Here is a 22094-nt window from a genome sequence, read left to right as displayed (position 1 = left end):
GCAATCCAGGGGTCGCGCACGACGCCCTGGATTGCGTCGCTTCGCTCGCAATGACGGCCGGTAGGGTGGGCAAAGGCGCGCCTGCGCAGCCGTTGATAGAATGTCGTCCATCCCGCGCCGTGCCCACCGCGGCCTCTCGGCCGAGCACGGTGGGCACGGCGCGATGCAGCGTCGCGCGTCGATGCAGCGGAGCAGGCGCCTTTGCCCACCCTACGCAGCTCAGTCGTTGAAGGCCTCCGCCGTCATGCCCGCGGAGGCGGGCATCCAGCACGCCGCGAGCTATCGGCGCGATCACTGACACCGCGGCGTCCTGGATCGCCCGGTCAAGCCGGGCGATGACAGTTGTGGGTGCGGCGCGCAGCCTGCCCCGAGCGTCATTGCGAGGAGCGCAGCGACGAAGCAATCCAGGGTCGCGCACGACGCCCTGGATTGCGTCGCTTCGCTCGCAATGACGGCTGGACTGGCCGCGCATTCCGAAATCAGCTGCACGCAGAAACTCATTTCTCTCGTTCCATCAAGCTGATTTGCCCTGTCCAGTCCCCGTGCGAAAAATATTCATCTTCCAATTTTCCGAATTATATGATTGTCTACGCGCATCCCGCCTCTCTCGAAGAGGGACGTTTCGCGGTCGTCACGAGCGTTGGAGGCGGGGAGCGGTGGCCTGTCGGCGCGCAGCGCGCTGGAATCGCGAGCGGACGAACGCGACCGGCAGGACGGTGAAGTCGTAGGGTCCTGGCGCCCCGATGCTGGCGTCAAGTTCGCGGATGCTCACGGCATCGCGCGGATGACGGTGACTACAAGCCCGGACACCGGGGAGACTGCGTATAAGCCGTAAGCCCATCGCGCAGGGAGGGCCGGGTGATCTCGGCCAGACCTGTGGTACCTGCCGCCTGCATTTTTTGAGCAGGCGGGCCACGGGCGCGGTCGGCGCCCGGCCTTCCCTGCGCCCTCCGATCGAAACGAGGGTGATCTGATCGCAGAGCTCGGACGTCATGCGTCGCGAGAAGGAGAGCGCATGCCGCGCATCGGCGAAGTCAACGGGCTGAACGGACTGCTGCGTCGCGCAGGGTCAATCCCTGACGCCGTAATTGGCCAGGAACATCCGCACTGCGCTGCCGACCACCTTGCGGATGCGATCGGGCGACGGCGCCGGCTCGGCCTGGAAGATGAAGGGCAGGAACAGCGTGGCCTGGCACATCAGGTGAAACTGCGAAGCGGCGAGCTGGCAATCGTCGATCGCCAATTGCCCTGCCGCGACGCGGTCGCGCAGATAATTGGTGAGACAGCTGATCGTGCCCTCGAGCACCCGGTCGTAGTAGCGGCGGCCGACATCGGGCATGCGCTCGGCGATCGCCATGACGGTGCGGATCGCCGAGCCGCCGCCGGGACGGCACACCAGGGCGATGTACGCCTCGCCGAAACCCATCAGATTGGTCGCGATGTCGCGGCTGGCGTCGAACCTGAACAGCAGCGCGGTGCGCGTCTCCTCTTCGACGATGGCCTCGAACAGGCCGATCTTGTCGCTGAAATAGACGTACAGCGTGCCCTTGGAGACGCCGGCCGCGCGTGCGATCTCGCCCATGCTGGCGCCGTCGAATCCCAGGTCCATGAACACCTTGCGGGCGCCGTCGAGGATCTGGCGCCGTTTCGAGGAATCCTCGTCTTGGATCACCTGGGTAGTGTTGCTGGCCGTATCAATCATTGGTTTAGACTGTTCCCGAAGATTTGGCCGGCGCCAACGTCACGAGAGCATTTGCCCGGATATGTTGCAGTCGCGAGATATATATTGACCGAACGGTTCGGTCAATGATAGAGATCAATTGACCGAACGGTTCGGTCTGAAAATTCGGGGCCGGGTGGCCCCGCTTTGATGGGTGGGAGTCTCAGATGGCTGCTGCGAGAGAACAGGCGGTGCGGGCACGCCGGCCGGATGCCGAAGAGGCGTCTGGAGACGTCAAGCACGAGGCAGCCCGTCCACAAGCGTCCGATACCGCACAGCGCAAGCCGACCGAATCGAAGGCGCCGAAAGCGGACGTGACGCCCGAACCTCCGCTCGAGCTGCCCGCGGCCGCTCCTCCCGGCGCAGAGAAAAAGGCGGCGCCGGCTGCGCCGCCGAAATCCGGCAAGCGCAAGCGCGTGCTCGCCGGCGTCGGCCTGTTGCTGCTGCTTGCCGGGGCGGGCTACGCCACGCACTATGTGATGGTCGGCCGCTTCATGGTCTCGACCGACGACTCCTATGTCCGCGCCAACAACACCATGCTCGGCGCGCGCGTCTCCGGTCACATCCAGGAGATCGTGCCGCGCGACAATTCGGTGGTGCACAAGGGCGACGTGATCTTCCGCATCGACGACGGCGACTACAAGATCGCGGTCGACGCCGCGCGTACCAAGATCGCGACCCAGGAGGCGACCATCGCGCGCATCGGCCGCCAGGTCGCCGCGCAGCAGAGCGCGGTCGAGCAGGCGCAGGCCAACCTGACCTCGTCCGAAGCCGCGATGAAGCGCGCCGGGCTCGACTATGAGCGCCAGCAGGCGCTGAGCAGCAAGGGCTTCGCCTCGCATGCGACCTTCGAGCAGTCGGAGGCCGCGCGCGATCAGGGCCAGGCCGCGGTGCGCGCCGCGCAGGCCGCATTCGATGCCGCGCGCGACAATGTCGAGGTCACCAAGGCGCAGCAGGCCGAGGCGCAGGCCCAGCTCGCCGAGCTGAAGACCTCGCTCGCCAAGGCCGAGCGCGATCTCGAATTCGCCACCGTGCGCGCGCCGGTCGACGGCACCTTCTCCAACCGGCTCGTCAGCACCGGCGACTTCGTCGCGGTCGGCCAGCGCCTCGGCAACGTCGTGCCGCTCGATGACGTGTTCATCGACGCGAACTACAAGGAAACCCAGCTGAAGCGGATCCGCCCGGGCCAGCCGGTGACCATCAAGGTCGACGCCTATGGCGCGCGCGGCTTCAAGGGCGTCGTCGACAGCATCTCGCCGGCCGCCGGCTCTGTGTTCACCTTGCTGCCGCCGGACAATGCGACCGGCAACTTCACCAAGATCGTGCAGCGCCTGCCGGTGCGCATCCGCGTGCCGAAGGAGGTGGCGCGGCAGAACCTGCTGCGCGCCGGCATGTCGGTCTACGTGACGGTGGATACGACTGACGGCGCCAAGGATGCCGACAGCGACACCGACCTCGACGCGCCGGCGACGGTGCAGGGGAAGTAGTTCAGTAGTTGGATGAAGGCTGCAGACAGATCGATCCTGCAGTCGACGTTGAACGAGATGCTTCGGCATCGGCAGTGAGCTCCCTCCCCGCCTAGCGAAGCTTCGCTTCGCGCGGGGGGAGGGGAACTCACCGTCTACGCGGCGCGGTCCCTGACCTAAGCGGACATCTGACACCATGGCCACCGCAACCACAGCCAACCCCACCATGAGCGCGCCGGCCGCGCCGGCGGACCGCATCGCGCCGCGGCGGCTGCTCGCGTTCCTGATCATGGTGTTCGGGATGTTCATGGCGATCCTGGACATCCAGATCGTCTCGGCCTCGCTCAGCGAGATCCAGGCCGGCCTGTCGGCGAGCTCCAGCGAAGTGTCGTGGGTGCAGACCGCCTATCTGATCGCCGAGGTGATCGCGATCCCGCTGTCCGGCTTCCTGTCGCGCGCGCTCGGCACGCGGCTGTTGTTCGCGATCTCTGCGGCCGGCTTCACCATCTCCAGCTTCCTGTGCGGCTTCGCATCGTCGATCGAGCAGATGATCGTGTGGCGCGCGCTGCAGGGCTTCCTCGGCGCCGGCATGATCCCGACCGTGTTCGCCTCGGCCTACACGGTGTTCCCGCGCACCAAGTTCCACATCGTCGGCCCGATCATCGGCCTGGTCGCGACGCTTGCGCCGACGGTGGGCCCGACGGTCGGCGGCTACATCACCGACGCGATGTCGTGGCACTGGCTGTTCTTCGTCAACATCGTGCCGGGCGTCATCATCACCACCGGCGTGCTGGCGCTGGTCGATTTCGACCAGCCGAACTTCGCGCTGCTCGACCGCTTCGACTGGTGGGGCCTGCTGTTCATGGCCGGCTTCCTGGGCTCGCTCGAATACGTGCTGGAGGAGGGGCCGCAATATGAGTGGCTGCAGGACACGTCGGTGGCGATCTGCGCCGCGGTCTGCGCCGTCTCCGCCGTGTGCTTCTTCTGGCGCGTGCTGACCGCGGACGAGCCGATCGTCGACCTGTTCGCGTTCGGCAACCGCAATTTCGCCGTCGGCTGCCTCTTGCAGTTCTGCATCGGCATCGGTCTCTACGGCCTGACCTACATCTATCCGCGCTATCTCGCCGAGGTGCGCGGCTACAGCGCGCTGATGATCGGCGAGACGATGTTCGTCTCCGGCGTGACCATGTTCCTGATGGCGCCTGTGGTCGGCCGCCTGATGCTGAAGATCGACATGCGGCTGATCATCGCCATCGGCCTCGTCATCTTCGCGATCGGCTCGTATCAGATGACCGGCATTACCCGCGACTACGACTTCTGGGAGCTGTTCGTGCCGCAGGTGCTGCGCGGCGTCGGCATGATGTGCGCGATGGTGCCGACCAACAACATCGCGCTCGGCACGCTGGCGCCCGAGCGCGTCAAGAACGCCTCCGGCCTGTTCAACCTGATGCGCAATCTCGGCGGCGCCGTCGGTCTCGCCGTCATCAACCAGGTCCTGAACGACCGCACCGACCTGCACATTTCCCGCCTGCATGAGCGCGTCAACTGGGGCAATGCCACCGCGGTCGAGACGCTCAACATGCTGCAGCAGAAGCTGCAGGGCATGGGCGATTCGGCTGTCATGGCGATGAAGCAGCTGTCGCAGATCGTGCACCGCCAGGCCGTGGTGATGGGCTATGGCGACGCGTTCTTCATGCTGACCTGCTTCTACGTCGCGCTCAGCTTCATGGTGATGCTGCTCAACAAGCCGAGCTCGCCGATGGCCGCCGGCGGCGACGCACATTGACGTGAGAGGCCCGCAGCGGGCCTGCGGGTTGCCAAATCATACCAGCGATGGTATGGAACAAGAATTGTCGCTCGAACCGGGGAGATCTGCATGACCACATCGCATCTGCAGACCGCATGCACCCGGTCGATGCTTGGCTTGTCGACCGCTGCCGTGTCGCCCTTTGTGCTCGCGGCGCCCGCGCGGTCGATGCCGGTCCTGGTGTTCCGCCGCTCGCATTGAGCGCCACCGTCTCACTTCTCAAAGCCTGATTTGTCATCCGCAGACCGCGCGCCGCGTCGCGTCTGCTTCATTTTGGAGCCGGCCCGGCGCAAGCAGCGCGGCCGGATGATGCCATGACCTTCAACGTCTCCGGCCTGAAGGCCGACAAGCGTCCCGCCGCGATCCGCGTCGTGATCCCGTTCGTGACCCGCCACTGGCTGAAGCAGCCGCGCATGACGCTGGGCATCGCGGTGTGCTTGCTCGGCGCCACCGCCGCCGACCTGTTCATGCCGGTGTTCTCCGGCCGACTGGTCGATGCGCTGACCCTGGGGCCGGCGAATGCCGACGCGCGGCACGCCGCGCTGGTGTCGTTCGCCGGCATCGTCGCGCTCGGCTTCGCCTCGATCGTGCTGCGGCTGTCGGGGCTGCAGCTGATCGTGCCGTTCACGCTGCGCATCATGTCGGACGTGGCGCGCGATGCCTTCGTGCGCGTGCAGCGCTTCTCGACCGACTGGCACGCCAACAGCTTCGCCGGCTCCACGGTGCGCAAGATCACAAGGGGCATGTGGGCGCTCGACCTCTACAACGACACCATCCTGCTGGCGCTGCTGCCGTCGCTCTCGGTCCTGCTCGGCTCGATGGTGCTGCTCGGCCTGCATTGGGGCGCGCTGGGCGGAGTGATTGCGGCGGGGGCGCTGCTGTACGTCGCGATGACGGTGGTGTTCTCGACCCGCTACATCGCGCCTGCCGCGCGCATCTCCAATGCCTGGGACACCAAGGTCGGCGGGACGCTCGCCGATGCGCTGAGCTGCAACGCGGTGGTGAAATCGTTCGGCGCGGAGGCGCGCGAGGATGGCCGGCTGATGCGCGTCGTCAACCGCTGGCGCCGGCGCATCCGGCGCACCTGGCTGCGCTACAATACGACCGCGGCCGTCCAGCTCGGCGTGCTGCTGTGCCTGCGCTCGTCGGTGATCGGCGGCGCCGTGCTGCTGTGGATGGCGGGCAGAGCCTCGCCGGGCGACGTCACCTACGTGCTGACGAGCTACTACGTCATCCACGCCTACCTGCGCGACGTCGGCATGCACATCAACAACCTGCAACGGGCTGTGAACGACATGGACGAGCTGGTGGCGATCCATGGCGAGCCGATCGGCATCGTCGATGCCGCCGATGCCAGGCCGATCGCGGTGACCGGCGGGCACATCGTGCTCGACGCGGTGACGTTCCACTATGGCGGCCATCGCACCCCGCTGTACGACCGGCTGTCGGTCGACATCCGGCCGGGCGAGCGGATCGGCCTTGTCGGGCGCTCCGGCTCCGGCAAGACGACCTTCGTCAAGCTGGTGCAGCGGCTGTACGACGTCAGCGGCGGCCGGATCCTGATCGACGGGCAGGACATCGCTCATGCGAAGCAGGATTCGCTGCGCAGCCAGATCGCGATCGTGCAGCAGGAGCCGATCCTGTTCCACCGCTCGCTGGCCGAGAACATCGCCTATGGCAGGCCCGGCGCCAGCCAGGCCGAGATCGAGCAGGCGGCGCGGCTCGCCAACGCGCACGAGTTCATCACGCGCCTGCCCAAGGGCTACGGCACCCTGGTCGGCGAGCGCGGTGTGAAACTGTCGGGCGGCGAGCGGCAGCGGGTGGCGCTGGCGCGTGCCTTCCTGGCGGATGCGCGCGTGCTGATCCTGGACGAGGCGACCTCGAGCCTCGACTCGGAGTCGGAGGCGCTGATCCAGGAGGCGATGGAGCGGCTGATGAAGGGCCGCACGGCGATCGTGATCGCGCATCGGCTGGCCACCGTGCGCAGCCTCGACCGCATCCTGGTGTTCGACCGCGGCCGCATCGTCGAGCAGGGCAGCCACGCCGCGCTCGTCGGCAAGCCCGGCGGGCTGTATCGCAGCCTGTTCGAGCGCCAGGCCACCGAGTTCGGCCAGCTCTCGGCCGCAGGCTAAAATGGTGAGGGGCCCGGCGCTGTCGCGCCGAGCCCCTCATGAACATATCAGCCGGCCTGTAAGCCGGGTTCTGTAGGGCACCGTCAGGCTTGCGCATGACGATACGTGACGGCCATTCCTCTGGGATCGCGCTTGCGCGTGACCTCGGGCAACCTACCCGGACGGCGAGCCTGACATCGCTCCCGCGGACGTCATCGCGATCCGCGATTGTCTCCGCGTGGCCGTCCCTATTCGGTTTTGCTCCCGGTGGGGTTTACCATGCCGGTTCCGTTGCCGGCCCCGCGGTGCGCTCTTACCGCACCTTTTCACCCTTACTGCCTCCCTCGCGGGAGGAAGCGGTTCGTTCTCTGTGGCACTGTCCCTGGGGTCGCCCCCGCCGGACGTTATCCGGCACCGCATGTCGATGGAGCCCGGACTTTCCTCCCCGGCGGCCTTTCGGCACCTGCCGGAGCGGCCGTCCGGCCGACTGATGGGAGGTTGAATGGGGCCTTCAGGCCGCTCCGTCAAGCCGTCGCGGTGCCTTCGAAAAATATTATCCTGGCCGTGTCGTCCGGCGCATGCGCCGTTCGACTGGATGTCGGCAAGCCAGCCGAAACCCAAGGAGCAGTCCCATGCAATATCTGCTGATGATCTACCAGAACGAGGCCGACTACGCGAAGACCGAGAAGGAGGCCGAAGGCAAGATGCTCGCCGAATACCAGACCTTCACCCAGTCGATCGTCGCGAGCGGCAACTTCAAGGGCGGTGACCGGCTGCAGCCGACATCGACCTCCACGACCGTCCGGGTGCGCGACGGCAAGATCCTCACCACCGACGGTCCGTTCGCCGAAACCCGCGAGCAGCTCGGCGGCTACTACATGATCGAAGCCAAGAACATCGACGAGGCGATCGGCATTGCCGCGCGCATTCCGGGCGCCCGCTTCGGCTCGATCGAGGTCCGGCCGGTCTGGCAATACAATCCCTGAGGATGACGCTGCGGGCCCGCGACGATGTCATCGATGACGCCTGAGGCGATCGACAGGGTGTTCCGCGACGAGGGCGGCCGTGCTCTCGCGACCTTGATCAGGCTGATCGGTGACTTCGATCTGGCCGAGGACGCATTGCAGGACGCGTTCGCGGCGGCGCTGCTCAACTGGCGGGGGCAGGAGGCTCCCGCCAATCCCAGAGCCTGGCTGGTCAATGCCGCCCGCAACAAGGCGATCGATCGCATCCGAAGGCGGCGCAACTTCCGCGACAAGGAAGCCGAGATCGTCCACGCGATCGAGCGTGACGCGGTCAGCGAGGAGGCCGACGATCCCGTCGGTTTCGACGACGACATGCTGCGGCTGATCTTCACCTGCTGCCATCCGGCGTTCGCGCCGGACGTTCAGGTGGCGCTGACCTTGCGCACGGTCTGCGGGCTGACCACGGCCGAGGTGGCCCGGGCCTTCCTGACCGGCGAGGAGGCCATGGCCCAGCGTCTCGTGCGCGCCAAGCAGAAGATCCGTCTCGCCGGGATTCCCTATGAGGTCCCCGGGCGCGACGCGCTCGATGAGCGGCTCCGCGGCGTGTTGACCGTGATCTATCTGGTCTTCACGGAAGGCTATCTTGCGACCTCGGGCCCCGAGCTGATCCGCGCCGATCTCGCCTCCGAGGCCATCCGCCTCGGCCGGCTGCTGCTGGGCCTGATGCCGGAGGCGCGCGACATCGGGGGGCTGCTCGCCCTGATGCTGCTGCACGACGCGCGCCGCGCCGGGCGTACCGATGCGTCGGGCGACATCGTGCTGCTCGAGGAGCAGGATCGCTCGACGTGGAATCGTGCGCAGATTGCAGAAGGCCTGGCGCTGGTCGAGCAGGCGCTCCGCACCAAGGGACGGCCACAGCCCTATACGGTCCAGGCGGCCATCGCCGCGCTGCATGCGCAGGCGGCTAGTCATCAGGAGACGGATTGGCGCCAGATCGTCGGCCTCTACGAGGTACTGCTGCGGATCGCGCCATCGCCCGTCATCGAGCTCAATCATGCGGCTGCGGTCTCGATGATCGACGGCCCGGCGCGCGCGCTGGCGCTGGTCGATTCGCTGGCGGCGCGCGGCGGCCTGAAGCAGTACGACCTGCTGCCGGCGGTCCGCGCGGATCTCCTGCGCCGGCTCGGTCGTCGCGACGAGGCACGCGACGCCTATCGCGCGGCCAGCGATGCGACCCAGCTCGCCCCGCTCAAGCGCCTCTATGCGCGCCGGCTCGCCGAACTCGATGCCGGCGCGTGACGCCTCATGCGCGGGGAACCGTGTCCTCCGCCGGCAGGCTCGTCAGCAGCGCATGCAGCGTCCACAAGGTGGAGCGGTCGGCGATGCCGTCGACCCGCTCGGGACGGAAGTGGCGCTGGAACGCGGTGACGACTTCCATCGTGAGGCCGTCGAACTTGCCGGTGATCGGCACGCCATAGCCATATTTGGCGAGCGCCTTCTGCAGCCCCTTGACGTCATCACCGATGCTGCCGAGCTTCAGGGTCTCGCCCTTGGTTATCGCGGCCGGCTGCACCCAGTGGCCGACGCCGGAATTGGCCAGGGAGTGCCAGGGAAACTTCTCGCCCGGATCCTTCTTGCGCGAGGGCGCGACATCGGAATGCCCGAGCACGCGATGCGCCGGCACGTTGCGGCGGAGCATGATGCCGCGGCACAGCGCAATGACGGCCGCGATCTGCCGCGGGGGGAAGTCAGGATAGCCCCAGTCATGGCCGCGATTGACGATTTCGACGCCGATCGAACAGGAATTGATGTCCTCGTCGCCGCCCCAGGACGACAACCCCGCGTGCCAGGCGCGCATCGCCTCGGGAACACATTGGATGATACGGCCGTCCTCGAGCACGATGTAGTGCGCAGACACCTCGGTTCCTGGAGTGCACAATTTGGTGATTGCGCCCTCGACGTCCGGCATACCGGTGTAGTGCAGGATGATCATGTCCGGCTGACGTCCGCCCTTGCGCTCGCCGAAATTGGCCGACGGAATCACGTCAGATGCGATCGACGAGTCCGGCGTGAACACGGGGAGGTCGGAAGCGCCCTTTGGAATCGGCAGCGCCCGTGGCCGCTTCGATTCGGGCTTGTCTGTTGAATTCGGCATGAAGCACTCGAAGCGGAGAGGCGGCGGCAATCGATCAAATCGAATATGGGCAGGCACTACTCTTTTGCATGTCCCGATCGCAATCGAAATCGCATGCGAGCCCCTCATATTGATCAGACCGTTGCATCGGAGCGGAGGGGCTCGGTGAAGGACGCGTCCCGCGGTCGGGCGCGTCTTCGTTCCTCGGTCCGGCCGCTCCATGCGCTGCCTAACATCCGCCACAGACCGTCAACGGTTTGTTAACGCTAAACGCCGTTACTAAGTGGTGAAGAGCCGAGCCGGCTTTCGGGACGGCAGCCGCCACATGCAAAGTCCTGCACGGGAGAACATGGTCTCGATCGATGCCGGGAACAGCCGGCGGCGAGCGGTGGCTGTCGGATCGGGGATGGGCCTGGCGCGATCACCGCGTGCCGGAGCTCAGTTGTGGGGTAAGCGGGTCATCGACCTCGGGGAGATGGCTTGGCGAATGGACGGGCGCGAGGATCGAAGGCGCGATGGGCTCGCAGCCGAGCAAATTCAGTCTGTGTCATCGGCATCCGTGCGGAGCGGCCGTGTGAGCGCGGCTGACCAGCGCCATATCCCCGTGCTCGGCCCTGAAGCGGTCGCGATGCTGGCGCCGCGCGACGGGGGAACCTATGTCGATGCGACCTTCGGCGCAGGCGGATACACGCGCCTGATCCTGGCGACGCCGGGCGCCCGGGTGATCGGGATCGATCGCGACAGCACCGCCATTGCCGGCGGCGCGGACCTCGCGACGGAGGCAGGCGGTCGGCTCACCCTGGTGGAAAGTCGTTTCTCCGCGCTGGCCGATGTCTGCGCCGCGCAAGGGCTGACCCATCTCGATGGCATCGTGATGGATGTCGGCGTGTCGTCGATGCAGCTCGATTCGGCGGCGCGCGGCTTCTCCTTCCGCTTCGACGGTCCGCTCGACATGCGCATGGGGGATTCCGGACCTACCGCGGCCGATGTCGTCGCGCAGGCCGCCGAACGCGATCTTGCCGACGTCATCTACATCTTTGGCGAAGAGCGGCATTCCCGCGCGGTGGCGCGGGCGATCGTGGCGGCGCGCAAGGAGCAGCCGATCACGACGACGCGCGAGCTCGCCGATATCGTGGCCCGCGTGGTCAGATCCAAGCCGGGCGACATTCATCCGGCGACGCGGACGTTCCAGGCGCTGCGCATCCTCGTCAATGAGGAGCTCGACGAGCTCCAGCAGGCCCTTGTGGCTGCCGAGCGCATCCTGGCGCCCGGCGGGCGTTTGTCGGTCGTCTCGTTTCATTCGCTCGAGGATCGCATCGTCAAGACCTTCCTGGCCGAACGCAGCAAGACTGGAGGCGGCTCGCGGCATCTGCCGGAGGTCGCGCAGCAGGCGCCGAGCTTCCAACTGCTGAACCGCAAGCCGGCCGTCGCCGCGGCGAGTGAGATCGACGCCAATCCGCGCGCGCGCTCTGCCAAGCTGCGCGGTGCCGAGCGAACGACGGCGCCGGCGCATGTCCCATCGTCGTCATCACCCTGGCCGCGCCTGGCCGACGTCCTGCGGGGAGGGTGACCGATGCGCCTCCTGCACCTCGTCGTGATCTGTTCGCTGATCTTCGCGGCCGCCTATGTCTACCGCATCAAGATGGAATCGACCGCGCGCGTCGAGCGCGTGCTGCAGCTCCGCGCCGAGATCCGTGAGCAGCGCGAGGCCATCGCGCTCCTGCGCTCGGAATGGGCCAAACTCGATGCGCCGCTGCGGCTGCAGGGGCTGGTCGAGCGACATCTGCCGCTGAAGCCGCTCAACGCCACCCAGTACGATAGCCTGAAGAACCTGCCGGAGCGGCCGCCGCGCTTTGCGCGATCCGACAACCCGGATCCGATCGGATCGATGATCGATGCGATCGACGCGATCAATGAAGAGCCCCCCGTGACCGGATCGGTGCGTCGCCCGGAGGATCAGCAATGACCGATCAGCTTCGGCCCCAGGTGAAGCCGCAGGAGCCCTGGCGCCAGCGCCTGGTGCGCACGCTGCTCTACGGGCGCGATGTCGACCGGACCGCCAAGGCCCGGGCTCGCATCGGCCTGGCGATCATCGCCTTCGCCGCGGTCTATGCCGTCATCGGCGGTCGTCTCGTGATGTTCGCGGTCGGCTCGGACGGTCCGAGCGCGCGGCGCGCCGCGCAGCAGGACGCCATCGCCACCGCGCGGCCTGACATCGTCGACCGCAACGGCGCCGTGCTGGCGACCGACGTCAAGACGCCGAGCCTGTTCGCGGAGCCTCGTCGCCTCATCGACAAGGATGAGGCGATCGAGCTGCTCACCGCCACCTTGCCCGATCTCGATACGAACGAAGTGCGCGAGCGCATGATGTCGCGCAAGGGCTTCGTCTGGCTCAAGCGCGAGATGACGCCGAAGCAGCAGCAGGACATCCATCGCCTCGGCCTGCCGGGCGTCGGCTTCCTGCGCGAGAACAAGCGGGTCTATCCGACCGGCAACGAGGTGGCGCATCTGATCGGCCTGGTGAACATCGACAACCAGGGCATCGCCGGCATGGAGAAGTGGCTCGACAATCAGGGCCTCGCCGACCTGCATCGCGCCGGCTTCGCCACCGACCGCCTGCAGCGTCCGGTGGAGCTGTCGGTCGATCTGCGCGTTGAGCACGCGCTGCGCGACGAGTTGCTGAAGGCCAAGGAGAAGTTCAAGACCAAGGCAGCCTCCGGCCTGGTGGTCAATGTCAGGACCGGCGAAATCATCGCGATGGTGTCGCTGCCGGATTTCGATCCCAACAATCCGAAGGAGGCGCACGATCCCGATCGCATCAACCGGCTCACCACCGGTGTGTACGAGATGGGCTCGACGTTCAAAGCGTTCACCCTGGCGATGGCGCTCGATACCGGCAAATACGATCTGAACTCGCTGTGGGATGCGCGCGGCGCGCTGCACTACGGCAAGTTCGCGATCCATGACGACGAGCCGAAGGGGCGATTCCTCAACATGAAGGAGGTGTTCTACTTCTCCTCCAATATCGGGGCGGCCCGGATCGCATTGGCGCAGGGCGTGGAAGCGCACAAGGCGTTCCTGCGCAAGATGGGCCAGTTCGACCGGTTGCGCACCGAGCTGCCGGAGAGTGCCTCGCCGATCCTGCCCAAGCACTGGAGCGAGTTGAACACGATCACGATCTCGTTCGGTCACGGCATGGCGGTGGCGCCGCTGCAGGGCGTGATGGGCGTCAGCGCGCTGGTCAATGGCGGCTACCTGATCCCGCCGACCTTCATGAAGCGAACCGAGGCCGAGGCGATGGCGATCGCCAAGCGCGTGATCAAGCCGGAAACCTCCGAGAAGATGCGCTATCTGATGCGTCTGAACGCCGAGGTCGGCACCGCGCGCAAGGCCGACGTGAAGGGCTATTACATCGGCGGCAAGACCGGCACCGCCGAGAAGGTGATCAATGGCCGCTACGCCAAGAAGAAGGTGCTGACCTTGTTCACCGCGGTGATCCCGGCCGACAAGCCGAAATACCAGCTCCTGATCATGCTGGACGAGCCGCAGCCGCTGAAGGAAACCTACGGCTTCATCACCTCCGGTTGGAACGCGGTGCCGACCGCCGGCAACGTGATCTCCCGGATCGGGCCACTGCTCGGCATCGAGCCCCGGTTCGACCTGCCGCCGTCCGACCGCCAAATTCTTGCGGCATCGCGGCTGACGCAGTAAGCCGTCCGCGAATCGCAAGGTTTTGGAGCTGCCGCCGCCCGGGCGGGAGCCAGGACTGGTACAGGACCAGGATGAAACTTCACGACCTCCTTGGCGATCAGGCGTCGCTCGACGCCCGCGCCGCCGCCGTCGAAGTCTCCGGCCTCGCCGTGGACAGCCGCGCGGTCCGGCCCGGCGATCTGTTCTTCGCGCTGTCGGGAACCAAGACCGATGGCGCCCGCTTCATCGCGGCGGCGGTCGCGGCCGGTGCGTCCGCGGTAGCCGGTCATGTAGCCCCGGCCGAGGAGCTGCCCGTTCCCTTCGTTGCGCTACCGAACCCGCGCCGCGCGCTGGCGCTGGCGGCCGCGCGCGTCTTCCCGCGCCAGCCTGCGGTCATCGCGGCCGTCACCGGCACCAGCGGCAAGACCTCGGTCGCAGCCTTCACACGGCAGATCTGGCAGAGCCTCGGCCACAGCTCGGCGAGCATCGGCACGGTCGGGCTGGTCTCCGACAAGCGTACCGTCTACGGCTCCCTGACCACGCCCGACCCGATCGCGCTGCATCGGCAGATCGACGAGATTACACAGGATGGCGTGACCCATCTCGCATTCGAAGCCTCGTCGCACGGGCTCGATCAGTTCAGGCTCGACGGCGTGAAGGTCTCGGCCGGCGGGTTCACGAACCTGTCGCGCGACCACCTGGATTACCATCCCGACCTCGCCCACTATCTCAACGCCAAGCTGAGGCTGTTCCGCGATCTCGTCCAGCCGGGCGGACCTGCGGTGATCTCGGCCGATCACGAGTGCTCGCCGGAGGTCATCGCGGCGGCGGAGGCGCGCGGGCTCCGGCTGATGACGGTGGGCACGGGCGGCGACGGCGCAGGGCAGGGGATCCGGCTCGTGGCCGCCGCGATCGACGGTTTTGCTCAGCAGCTCGAGATCCAGCATGGCGGCCGGATCTACTTCCTCCGACTGCCGCTGGTCGGCGCATTTCAGATCGAGAATGCGCTGGTCGCGGCCGGGCTCGCGATCGGCACCGGCAGCGATCCGCAGGCGGTGTTCGAGGCGCTGGAAAAGCTCGAAGGCGCCAAGGGCCGGCTCGAGCTGGTCGGCGAGCACAATGGCGCGCCGATCTTCATCGACTATGCGCACAAGCCGGATGCGCTCGCCAAGGCGCTGCACGCCCTGCGGCCCTATGCCAAGCGGAAGCTCGTGGTCGTGTTCGGCGCCGGCGGCGACCGCGACACCGGCAAGCGGCCGTTGATGGGAGAGATCGCCGCGGCCGAGGCCGACGGCGTCATCGTCACCGACGACAACCCGCGCAGCGAGGATCCGGCCGCGATCCGCGCCGCGATCCTGGCCGCCGCACCGGGTGCGCGGGAGATCGGCGACCGCGCCGAGGCGATCCGGGTCGCGATCAGCGAGTTGCAGCCGGGCGATGCGCTGGTCATCGCCGGAAAGGGCCATGAGACCGGACAGATCATCGGCAGCACGGTTCTGCATTTCAGCGATCATGAAGCGGTCGCGGAGGCATTGGCAGCGAGGGCATCATGACACATGCGCTGTGGACGGTGGCCGAGGCGGCGCGCGCGCTCGGCCTCGTCGGCGACTATCCGGAGACGGCGATCGATTTCGTCACCCAGGACAGCCGCGCCGTGAAGCCCGGCAGCCTGTTCGTCGCGCTGAGCGGTACGCCGAGCGGCGGCTTCGTGTCGAGCTTCGCCTCCAGCCGTGACGGCTGGGAGTTTGCCGCGAACGCCGAGCAGGCCGGTGCCGTGGCGATGATCGTGCCGCACCGGATCGAGGGCATCACGGTCCCGCAGCTGATCGTGCCTGACACGCTGATCGACGGCCTCTGGGCGCTGGCGCGCGCCGCACGGGCGCGCTTTCATGGTCCAGTCATTGGGCTCACCGGCAGCGCCGGCAAGACCTCGACCAAGGAGTTCATCGCCGCCTATCCCGGCGCCTCGGCGAGCCCGTCGAGCTTCAACAATTTCTGGGGCGTGCCGCTGACCTTGTGCAATGCCGATCCCTCCGCCTCGCTCTGGGTGGTCGAGATGGGCATGAACCAGAAGGGCGAGATTGCGCGCTTGACCGAGCTGTCGCGGCCGACCGTCGCACTCGTCGTCAATGTGCGGCCGGTGCACCTGGAGAAGCTCGGCAGCCTCGAGGCGATCCGGCAGGAGAAGGTCTCGATCGCGCGCGGCCTGCCGGCCGACGGCATCCTCGTGCTTCCCGCCGACCTTTCCGCGCCGGAATGGACCGGGAAGACGGTCCGCTTCGGTGGCAGCACCGAGGTGCGCGAGTTGTCGCACGCGGCGCGCGGCGAGAGCTGGGAAGTGACGGCCGACATCGCCGGTCGCCGCGTCGACTTCGCGTTGACGCCCGGTGCACCGCATCGCCTGCACAATGCGCTGGCGGCGCTCGCCTCTGTCGCCGCGGCCGGACTCGACTCGGCGCTGCTGGCGCCGGCGCTCGGCCATGTCGGGATCATGACCGGCCGCGGCGTCGAGCAGACCGTCGGCGACATTGTCCTGATCGACGACAGCTTCAACGGTAATCCCGCCAGCATGGCCGCGGCACTCGACAGCCTGCAGGCCCGGCCGGTGCCGGGTCGGCGGATCGCCGTGATCGGCGACATGCTGGAGCTCGGCGACGAGGCGCCGGCCTATCACGCCGGGATGGTCGGCCATCTCGCCGGAATCGACGGCGTGTACTGCGTCGGCCCGCTGATGCGCCATCTGTTCGACCAGCTGCCGAAGGAGAAGCGGCTCGGCTGGCACGAGGACCCGGTGACGCTGGATGCCGCCCAGGTTGCGGCGCTGCTCGCGCCGGGGGACGTCGTCGTCGTCAAGGGCAGCAAGAAGATCTTCTGGGTCAACAAGTTCGTGCAAAAGCTCGCCGCAGCGCTGCGCCCTGCGACGTGAATTCGGGCGATATCGCGGCGCTGCAGCAGGAATCTCGTTCTCTGGCGGTCGAAGCAGCCATGCGGGGTGCACGCTTTCCGATGGTCGCAACGATTCGCACCCCGGCCCCGATCGTGGTTAAAGGGGGCCGCACCGGATTCGCGTTGGGGGATTCTGCGGGCGCGCGGGCTCAATCTCGGTGAGACGGCATAGGCGGGTTGGATGTTCTATTGGTTGATCGAGCTGACGAATACGTTTCCGGCCCTGTCGATGTTCCGCGGGCTGCTCAACGTGTTCCGTTACATTACCTTCCGGACCGGCGGCGCGGTGGTGACCGGCGCGCTGTTCGTTTTCCTGTTCGGGCCCTGGATCATCGATCACCTGCGGTTGCGCCAGGGCAAGGGCCAGCCGATCCGCGCCGACGGCCCGCAGTCGCACATCATCAGCAAGAAGGGCACGCCGACGATGGGCGGCCTGATGATCCTGTCCGGCCTCGTCGTCTCCACCGTGCTGTGGGCCAATCCGCTCAATCCCTATGTCTGGATCGTGCTGGCGGTGACGCTGGGCTTCGGCTTCGTCGGCTTCTATGACGACTACTTGAAGGTGACCAAGCAGTCGCATTCGGGCTTTGCCGGCCGCGCCCGTCTGCTCATCGAGGCGGCGATCGCGCTGGTTGCCTGCTACGCGCTGGTCCGGCTCGGGCGCGATCCCTCGTCGACCGGGCTCGCGATCCCGTTCTTCAAGGATCTCGTGATCAAGTTCGGCTGGATGTACGTCATCTTCGGCGCCTTCGTCATCGTCGGCGCCGGCAACGCCGTCAACCTGACCGACGGCCTCGACGGCCTCGCGATCGTGCCGGTGATGATCGCCTCCGCGAGCTTCGGCCTGATCGCCTATCTCGCCGGCAACGCCGTATTCTCCGACTATCTGCAGATCCATTATGTCGCGGGCACCGGCGAACTTGCGGTGCTGTGCGGCGCGGTGCTCGGCGCCGGCCTCGGCTTTCTCTGGTTCAACGCGCCGCCGGCCTCGATCTTCATGGGCGACACCGGCTCGCTGGCGCTGGGCGGCATGCTCGGCTCGATTGCGGTCGCGGTGAAGCATGAGATCGTGCTGGCGGTGATCGGCGGCCTGTTTGTGCTCGAAGCGGTGTCGGTGATCGTGCAGGTCGCCTCGTTCAAGCTGACGGGAAAGCGCATCTTCAAGATGGCGCCGATCCATCACCATTTCGAGCAACTCGGCTGGACCGAGCCGCAGATCGTGATCCGGTTCTGGATCATCTCGGTGATGCTGGCGCTGGTCGGCCTGTCCACGCTGAAGCTTCGCTGATGATCTCTTTTCAAGCCCACCGTCATTCCGGGGCGCGCGGCACGCGCGAACCCGGAATCTCGAGATTCCGGATCACCGCTGCGCGGTGTCCGGAATGACGGAGTTTTCCTCATGATCCCCGTCACCTCGTTTGCCGGCAAGACAGTCGCCGTGTTCGGGCTGGGCGGCTCCGGGTTGGCGTCATGCCATGCGCTGCGCGCTGGCGGCGCCGAAGTGATCGCCGCCGACGACGGCGCGGATCGTATGACGGAAGCTGCGAAGGCGGGCTTCATCACCGCCGATCTGCGCACCGTCTCCTGGTCGAACTTCGCTGCGCTGGTGCTGGCGCCGGGTGTGCCGCTGACCCATCCGGTGCCGCATTGGAGCGTGCTGAGGGCGCGCGAGGCCGGCGTCGAGGTGATCGGCGACATCGAGCTGTTCTGCCGCGAGCGCCGGCGGCACGCGCCGGATGCGCCGTTCATCGCGATCACCGGCACCAACGGCAAGTCGACGACCACCGCGCTGATCGCGCATCTGATGCGGGTGGCCGGCTACGACACCCAGATGGGCGGCAATATCGGCACCGCGATCCTGTCGCTGGAGCCGCCGCGCATGGGGCGCGTTCATGTGATCGAGATGTCGTCCTACCAGATCGACCTGACACCGTCGCTCGATCCGAGCATCGGGATCCTGCTCAATGTCAGCGAGGATCACATCGACCGCCACGGCACGATCGAGAACTATGCGGCGGTCAAGGAGCGCCTGGTCGCCGGCGTGAAGCCGCAGGGCACCGCGATCGTCGGCGTCGACGACGGCTTCTGCCGCGCCATCGCCGACCGGCTCGACCAGGCGGGCAAGCGCGTCGTGCGCGTCTCGGTGAAGAATCCGCTGGCCGATGGGCTCTATACCGAGCACGAGACGATCGTGCGCAGCGCCGGCGGCGCGCGCAGCGAGGTCGCGCGGCTCGGCGGCATCGGCTCGCTGCGCGGTCAGCATAATGCGCAGAACGCGGCCTGCGCCGCCGCTGCGGCGCTCGCGATCGGCGTCAGGGAGGACGTGCTGCAGCAGGGCCTTCGCAGCTTTCCCGGCCTCGCCCATCGCATGGAGCAGGTCGGCCGCCGCGGCAACGTGTTGTTCGTCAACGACTCCAAGGGCACCAATGCGGACGCGACGGCGCACGCGCTGTCGTCCTTCGCCGACATCTACTGGATCGCCGGCGGCAAGCCGAAGGCGGGCGGCATCACCAGCCTGACCGGCTTCTTCCCGCGCATCCGCAAGGCCTATCTGATCGGTGAAGCGGCGACGGAGTTCGCCGGCACGCTCGGCGACAAGGTCCCGCACGCGATGTCCGGGACGCTGGAAGCCGCGGTGGAGCAGGCGGCGGCCGACGCCGAGGCGTCAGGCTTGAAGGATGCGATCGTTCTCTTGTCGCCGGCCTGTGCCTCCTTCGACCAGTTCCGCAACTTCGAAATCCGCGGCACCCGCTTCCGCGACCTTGTGCAGGCGCTGCCGGGGGTGGAGCCGGTGGTGTGAGCACTCCCGCATCGCCCTCAGCCGTCGTCCCGGCGAACGCCGGGACCCATAACCCCAGGGAGCAGTTTGAGGCACGCCGGCAGTTGGCTTTTTTGCCAATTTCGACGGCTGCGGCATATGGGTCCCGGATCGGCGCCGCGATGCGCTTCGCGCATCACGGCTTGTCCGGGACGACAGTGGAGAGGTCCTTAACCCTTCGATAACCATCCTGGGCGCCAATGGGCCGATTCCTCGGCTCAGGTGGTGGCCCGATGCTCTCCCGTGAAGAACGCAATCCGCTGTCGGACTGGTGGTGGACGGTCGACAAGCCGCTGCTGGGCTCGATCCTCGCGCTGATGCTGTGCGGGGTGATCCTGTCGCTGGCGGCGAGCCCGCCGGTAGCGACCCGCATCGGGCTCGATCCGTTCCACTTCTTCAACCGCCACGTCCTGTTCCTGCTGCCGTCCTTCGTCGTGCTGATCGGCGTCTCCTTCCTGTCGCCGCGGCAGATCCGGCGCAGCGCGCTGGTGGTGTTCGCGATCGCCATTGCCCTGATCGTGCTGACGCTGGCCGTCGGCCCGGAGGTGAAGGGCTCGCGGCGCTGGATCACGATCGTCGGCGTCAACATCCAGGCCTCGGAAGCGGCGAAGCCCGCCTTCGTCGTGGTCGCCGCCTGGCTGTTCTCGGAATCGGCACGTCGTCCCGACATGCCGGCGACCACGATGGCGCTGGTGCTCTTGCTGATGCTGGTGTCGCTCCTGGTCATGGAGCCCGACTTCGGCCAGACCATGCTGATCCTGATGGTGTGGGGCTCGCTGTTCTTCATCGCCGGCATGCGCATGATCTGGGTCGCGGGCCTCGCCGGCGCCGCGGCCGCTGGCCTGTTCGGCGCCTATCTGCTGGTCCCGCATGTGGCGGGACGCATCAAGCGCTTCATGAACCCGGCCTCGGGCGACACCTTCCAGGTCGACACCGCGATGGAGGCATTCTCGAACGGCGGCTGGTTCGGGCTCGGGCCGGGCGAGGGCATCGCCAAGCGCAGCCTACCGGACAGCCACACCGACTTCGTGTTCGCGGTCGCCGCCGAGGAGTTCGGCATCATTCTCTGCCTGGCGCTGGTCGCCCTGTTCGGCTTCATCGTCATCCGCACACTGTCGCGGGCCTATGCCAGCGAGGATGGCTTCTCGCGCTTTGCGGCCTCGGGCCTCGCGATCCTGTTCGGCATCCAGGCGGCCATCAACATCTCGGTCAATCTGCAGCTCATCCCCGCCAAGGGCATGACCCTGCCGTTCATCTCGTATGGCGGCTCCTCGATCGTGTCGCTGGCCTATGGCGTCGGCATGATGCTGGCCCTGACGCGGCAGCGGCCGCGGATCGAGGCCGAGGTCACGGATGCGGCCGGAACGCTGCGCACCTACGCCTAGAGGCCGGCCGGCTCGCAATGACGACACATTGCCTGTAAACAAGCCCGCATGACCTCATCTGCGCCTCTCATTCTGCTGGCCGCCGGCGGCACCGGCGGCCATCTGTTTCCCGCCGAAGCGCTCGGCGTCGAGCTGATCAGGCGCGGCTACCGCGTCCGCCTGGTCACCGATGCGCGCGCGCTGAAATATAGCGGCCTGTTCACCACGGACATGATCGACGTGGTGCCGAGCGAGACGGTGCGCAGCCGTTCGCCGGTGGCGCTGGCGCGCACCGCGCTGCTGCTCGGCACAGGCACACTCGCCGCCTTCAACCTGATGCGGCGGCTGAAGCCCGCCGCCGTGATCGGCTTCGGCGGCTATCCGACCGTGCCGCCGCTGCTCGCGGCGCGGCTCGCCGGCGTGCCGAGCCTGATCCATGATGCGAACGCCGTGCTCGGCCGCGCCAACCGCTTTCTATCGGCGCATGTGAAGGCGATCGCGACCTCGTTGCCGGGCGTGCTCGATCGCGATCCGGCGCTAGCGGCCAAGACGACGACGGTCGGCACCCCGATGCGTCCTGCCATCCTCGAAGCGGCGGCGGTCGCCTACGCCCCGCCGGAGCCGGGAGGGTCTTTGCGGCTGCTCGTGGTCGGCGGCAGCCAGGGCGCGCGCGTCATGAGCGATATCGTGCCCGGCGCGATCGAGCGGCTCGAGCCCGCTTTGTGGGGCCGGCTGGTGCTGACCCAGCAGGTCCGCCAGGAGGACATGGCGCGGGTGCGCGCGGTCTATGACCGGCTCAAGATCAATGCCGAACTGCAGCCGTTCTTCACCGACCTGCCGGCGCGGCTCGCCGCGAACCATCTCGTGATCTCGCGCTCCGGCGCCGGCACCGTGGCCGAGCTCGCCGCGATCGGCCGGCCCTCCATCCTGGTGCCGCTGCCCGGCGCGATCGACCAGGACCAGTTCGCCAATGCCGGCGTGCTGTCGCAGGCGAACGCCGCGATCCGCATCGTGCAGACCGACTTCACCTCCGACCGGCTGGCCTCGGAGATCTCGGCGCTCGCGGCCGAGCC

General features: G+C 67.3%; 17 protein-coding genes and 1 other RNA gene. 15 read left to right on the top strand and 3 right to left on the bottom strand.

The features are described 5' to 3' along the window. Nucleotides 1–1069: 1069 nt before the first annotated feature. Nucleotides 1070–1702 (bottom strand): TetR/AcrR family transcriptional regulator, encoded by a 633-nt coding sequence (locus BRAS3809_RS05180; RefSeq protein WP_008961050.1) that lies wholly within the window; start codon nucleotides 1700–1702, stop codon nucleotides 1070–1072. 185 nt (nucleotides 1703–1887) lie between these two features. Here BRAS3809_RS05180 and BRAS3809_RS05175 point away from each other — a divergent pair, with 185 nt between their 5' ends. From BRAS3809_RS05175 to BRAS3809_RS05165, 4 genes are all read left to right on the top strand, one after another. Then, nucleotides 1888–3207, top strand: coding sequence for an HlyD family secretion protein (locus tag BRAS3809_RS05175; RefSeq protein WP_008961049.1), 1320 nt, complete (start codon nucleotides 1888–1890; stop codon nucleotides 3205–3207). Nucleotides 3208–3382: 175 nt separating this feature from the next. Then, the gene (locus tag BRAS3809_RS05170; RefSeq protein ID WP_008961048.1) at nucleotides 3383–4972 is read left to right on the top strand and encodes a DHA2 family efflux MFS transporter permease subunit; all 1590 of its coding nucleotides are present in this window, start codon (nucleotides 3383–3385) and stop codon (nucleotides 4970–4972) included. Nucleotides 4973–5062: 90 nt separating this feature from the next. Continuing rightward, nucleotides 5063–5194, top strand: a complete 132-nt coding sequence (locus tag BRAS3809_RS37580; RefSeq protein ID WP_283805751.1) for a hypothetical protein — start codon at nucleotides 5063–5065, stop codon at nucleotides 5192–5194. A 113-nt stretch (nucleotides 5195–5307) separates the two neighbouring features. Continuing rightward, nucleotides 5308–7125, top strand: a complete 1818-nt coding sequence (locus tag BRAS3809_RS05165; protein ID WP_008961047.1) for an ABC transporter ATP-binding protein — start codon at nucleotides 5308–5310, stop codon at nucleotides 7123–7125. A 43-nt stretch (nucleotides 7126–7168) separates the two neighbouring features. On the opposite strand, the gene rnpB is transcribed toward BRAS3809_RS05165, so the two are convergent. Continuing rightward, an RNA gene (rnpB, locus tag BRAS3809_RS34330) (RNase P RNA component class A) lies at nucleotides 7169–7595 on the bottom strand. Between the two features lie 141 nt (nucleotides 7596–7736). On the opposite strand from rnpB, the gene BRAS3809_RS05160 reads away from it, so the two are divergent. Together BRAS3809_RS05160 and BRAS3809_RS05155 are read left to right on the top strand one after the other, a co-directional pair. After that, nucleotides 7737–8090, top strand: a complete 354-nt coding sequence (locus BRAS3809_RS05160) for a YciI family protein (protein ID WP_008961046.1) — start codon at nucleotides 7737–7739, stop codon at nucleotides 8088–8090. A 33-nt stretch (nucleotides 8091–8123) separates the two neighbouring features. Further along, nucleotides 8124–9368, top strand: a complete 1245-nt coding sequence (locus BRAS3809_RS05155) for an RNA polymerase sigma factor (RefSeq protein WP_008961045.1) — start codon at nucleotides 8124–8126, stop codon at nucleotides 9366–9368. A gap of 4 nt (nucleotides 9369–9372) precedes the next feature. Here the strand turns inward: BRAS3809_RS05155 and BRAS3809_RS05150 are convergent, their stop codons facing one another. Beyond that, nucleotides 9373–10224 carry a peptidoglycan recognition protein family protein gene (locus BRAS3809_RS05150; RefSeq protein ID WP_008961044.1) on the bottom strand — a complete coding sequence of 284 codons (852 nt, stop codon included), beginning with the start codon at nucleotides 10222–10224 and terminating at the stop codon, nucleotides 9373–9375. A 553-nt stretch (nucleotides 10225–10777) separates the two neighbouring features. Here BRAS3809_RS05150 and rsmH point away from each other — a divergent pair. The 9 genes from rsmH to murG form a co-directional block, all read left to right on the top strand. Continuing rightward, on the top strand, nucleotides 10778–11773 hold the full coding sequence (rsmH, locus tag BRAS3809_RS05145) for a 16S rRNA (cytosine(1402)-N(4))-methyltransferase RsmH (RefSeq protein WP_008961043.1): 996 nt from the start codon (nucleotides 10778–10780) through the stop codon (nucleotides 11771–11773). A gap of 3 nt (nucleotides 11774–11776) precedes the next feature. After that, nucleotides 11777–12169 carry a cell division protein FtsL gene (gene ftsL / locus BRAS3809_RS05140; RefSeq protein ID WP_008961042.1) on the top strand — a complete coding sequence of 131 codons (393 nt, stop codon included), beginning with the start codon at nucleotides 11777–11779 and terminating at the stop codon, nucleotides 12167–12169. After that, nucleotides 12166–13914 (top strand): peptidoglycan D,D-transpeptidase FtsI family protein, encoded by a 1749-nt coding sequence (locus tag BRAS3809_RS05135; protein WP_008961041.1) that lies wholly within the window; start codon nucleotides 12166–12168, stop codon nucleotides 13912–13914. The genes ftsL and BRAS3809_RS05135 overlap by 4 nt, the downstream gene beginning before the upstream one ends. Before the next feature lie 71 nt (nucleotides 13915–13985). Continuing rightward, nucleotides 13986–15446 (top strand): UDP-N-acetylmuramoyl-L-alanyl-D-glutamate--2,6-diaminopimelate ligase, encoded by a 1461-nt coding sequence (locus BRAS3809_RS05130; protein WP_008961040.1) that lies wholly within the window; start codon nucleotides 13986–13988, stop codon nucleotides 15444–15446. Next, nucleotides 15443–16819, top strand: a complete 1377-nt coding sequence (locus BRAS3809_RS05125) for a UDP-N-acetylmuramoyl-tripeptide--D-alanyl-D-alanine ligase (protein WP_008961039.1) — start codon at nucleotides 15443–15445, stop codon at nucleotides 16817–16819. Before BRAS3809_RS05130 ends, BRAS3809_RS05125 begins: the two co-directional genes overlap by 4 nt. Before the next feature lie 201 nt (nucleotides 16820–17020). Further along, a complete protein-coding gene (gene mraY / locus BRAS3809_RS05120; protein WP_008961037.1) occupies nucleotides 17021–18127 on the top strand; it encodes a phospho-N-acetylmuramoyl-pentapeptide-transferase in 1107 nt (368 codons plus the stop codon). A 111-nt stretch (nucleotides 18128–18238) separates the two neighbouring features. Further along, entirely contained in the window at nucleotides 18239–19639 is a 1401-nt protein-coding gene (gene murD / locus BRAS3809_RS05115; protein WP_008961036.1) for a UDP-N-acetylmuramoyl-L-alanine--D-glutamate ligase, read from the top strand. A 251-nt stretch (nucleotides 19640–19890) separates the two neighbouring features. Beyond that, nucleotides 19891–21042, top strand: a complete 1152-nt coding sequence (ftsW, locus tag BRAS3809_RS05110) for a putative lipid II flippase FtsW (RefSeq protein WP_008961035.1) — start codon at nucleotides 19891–19893, stop codon at nucleotides 21040–21042. 48 nt (nucleotides 21043–21090) lie between these two features. Then, on the top strand, nucleotides 21091–22094 hold a 1004-nt coding region (gene murG, locus BRAS3809_RS05105; protein WP_035655336.1), incomplete at its 3' end, for an undecaprenyldiphospho-muramoylpentapeptide beta-N-acetylglucosaminyltransferase.

The sequence above is a fragment of the Bradyrhizobium sp. STM 3809 genome (assembly GCF_000239795.1).
GTDB lineage: Bacteria > Pseudomonadota > Alphaproteobacteria > Rhizobiales > Xanthobacteraceae > Bradyrhizobium.
This window is presented reverse-complemented; position numbering and strand designations above follow the sequence as displayed.

Bases quoted from the DNA above. Each gene is read 5' to 3' on its own strand.
- ftsL (WP_008961042.1), top strand. From the start codon at position 11,777: ATGCGCCTCCTGCACCTCGTCGTGATCTGTTCGCTGATCTTCGCGGCC.
- BRAS3809_RS05165 (WP_008961047.1), top strand. From the start codon at position 5,308: ATGACCTTCAACGTCTCCGGCCTGAAGGCCGACAAGCGTCCCGCCGCG.
- BRAS3809_RS37580 (WP_283805751.1), top strand. From the start codon at position 5,063: ATGACCACATCGCATCTGCAGACCGCATGCACCCGGTCGATGCTTGGC.
- murD (WP_008961036.1), top strand. From the start codon at position 18,239: ATGATCCCCGTCACCTCGTTTGCCGGCAAGACAGTCGCCGTGTTCGGG.
- BRAS3809_RS05180 (WP_008961050.1), bottom strand. From the start codon at position 1,702: ATGATTGATACGGCCAGCAACACTACCCAGGTGATCCAAGACGAGGAT.
- BRAS3809_RS05160 (WP_008961046.1), top strand. From the start codon at position 7,737: ATGCAATATCTGCTGATGATCTACCAGAACGAGGCCGACTACGCGAAG.
- ftsW (WP_008961035.1), top strand. From the start codon at position 19,891: ATGCTCTCCCGTGAAGAACGCAATCCGCTGTCGGACTGGTGGTGGACG.
- BRAS3809_RS05130 (WP_008961040.1), top strand. From the start codon at position 13,986: ATGAAACTTCACGACCTCCTTGGCGATCAGGCGTCGCTCGACGCCCGC.
- BRAS3809_RS05150 (WP_008961044.1), bottom strand. From the start codon at position 10,224: ATGCCGAATTCAACAGACAAGCCCGAATCGAAGCGGCCACGGGCGCTG.
- BRAS3809_RS05135 (WP_008961041.1), top strand. From the start codon at position 12,166: ATGACCGATCAGCTTCGGCCCCAGGTGAAGCCGCAGGAGCCCTGGCGC.
- BRAS3809_RS05155 (WP_008961045.1), top strand. From the start codon at position 8,124: ATGACGCCTGAGGCGATCGACAGGGTGTTCCGCGACGAGGGCGGCCGT.
- mraY (WP_008961037.1), top strand. From the start codon at position 17,021: ATGTTCTATTGGTTGATCGAGCTGACGAATACGTTTCCGGCCCTGTCG.
- BRAS3809_RS05125 (WP_008961039.1), top strand. From the start codon at position 15,443: ATGACACATGCGCTGTGGACGGTGGCCGAGGCGGCGCGCGCGCTCGGC.
- BRAS3809_RS05170 (WP_008961048.1), top strand. From the start codon at position 3,383: ATGGCCACCGCAACCACAGCCAACCCCACCATGAGCGCGCCGGCCGCG.
- BRAS3809_RS05175 (WP_008961049.1), top strand. From the start codon at position 1,888: ATGGCTGCTGCGAGAGAACAGGCGGTGCGGGCACGCCGGCCGGATGCC.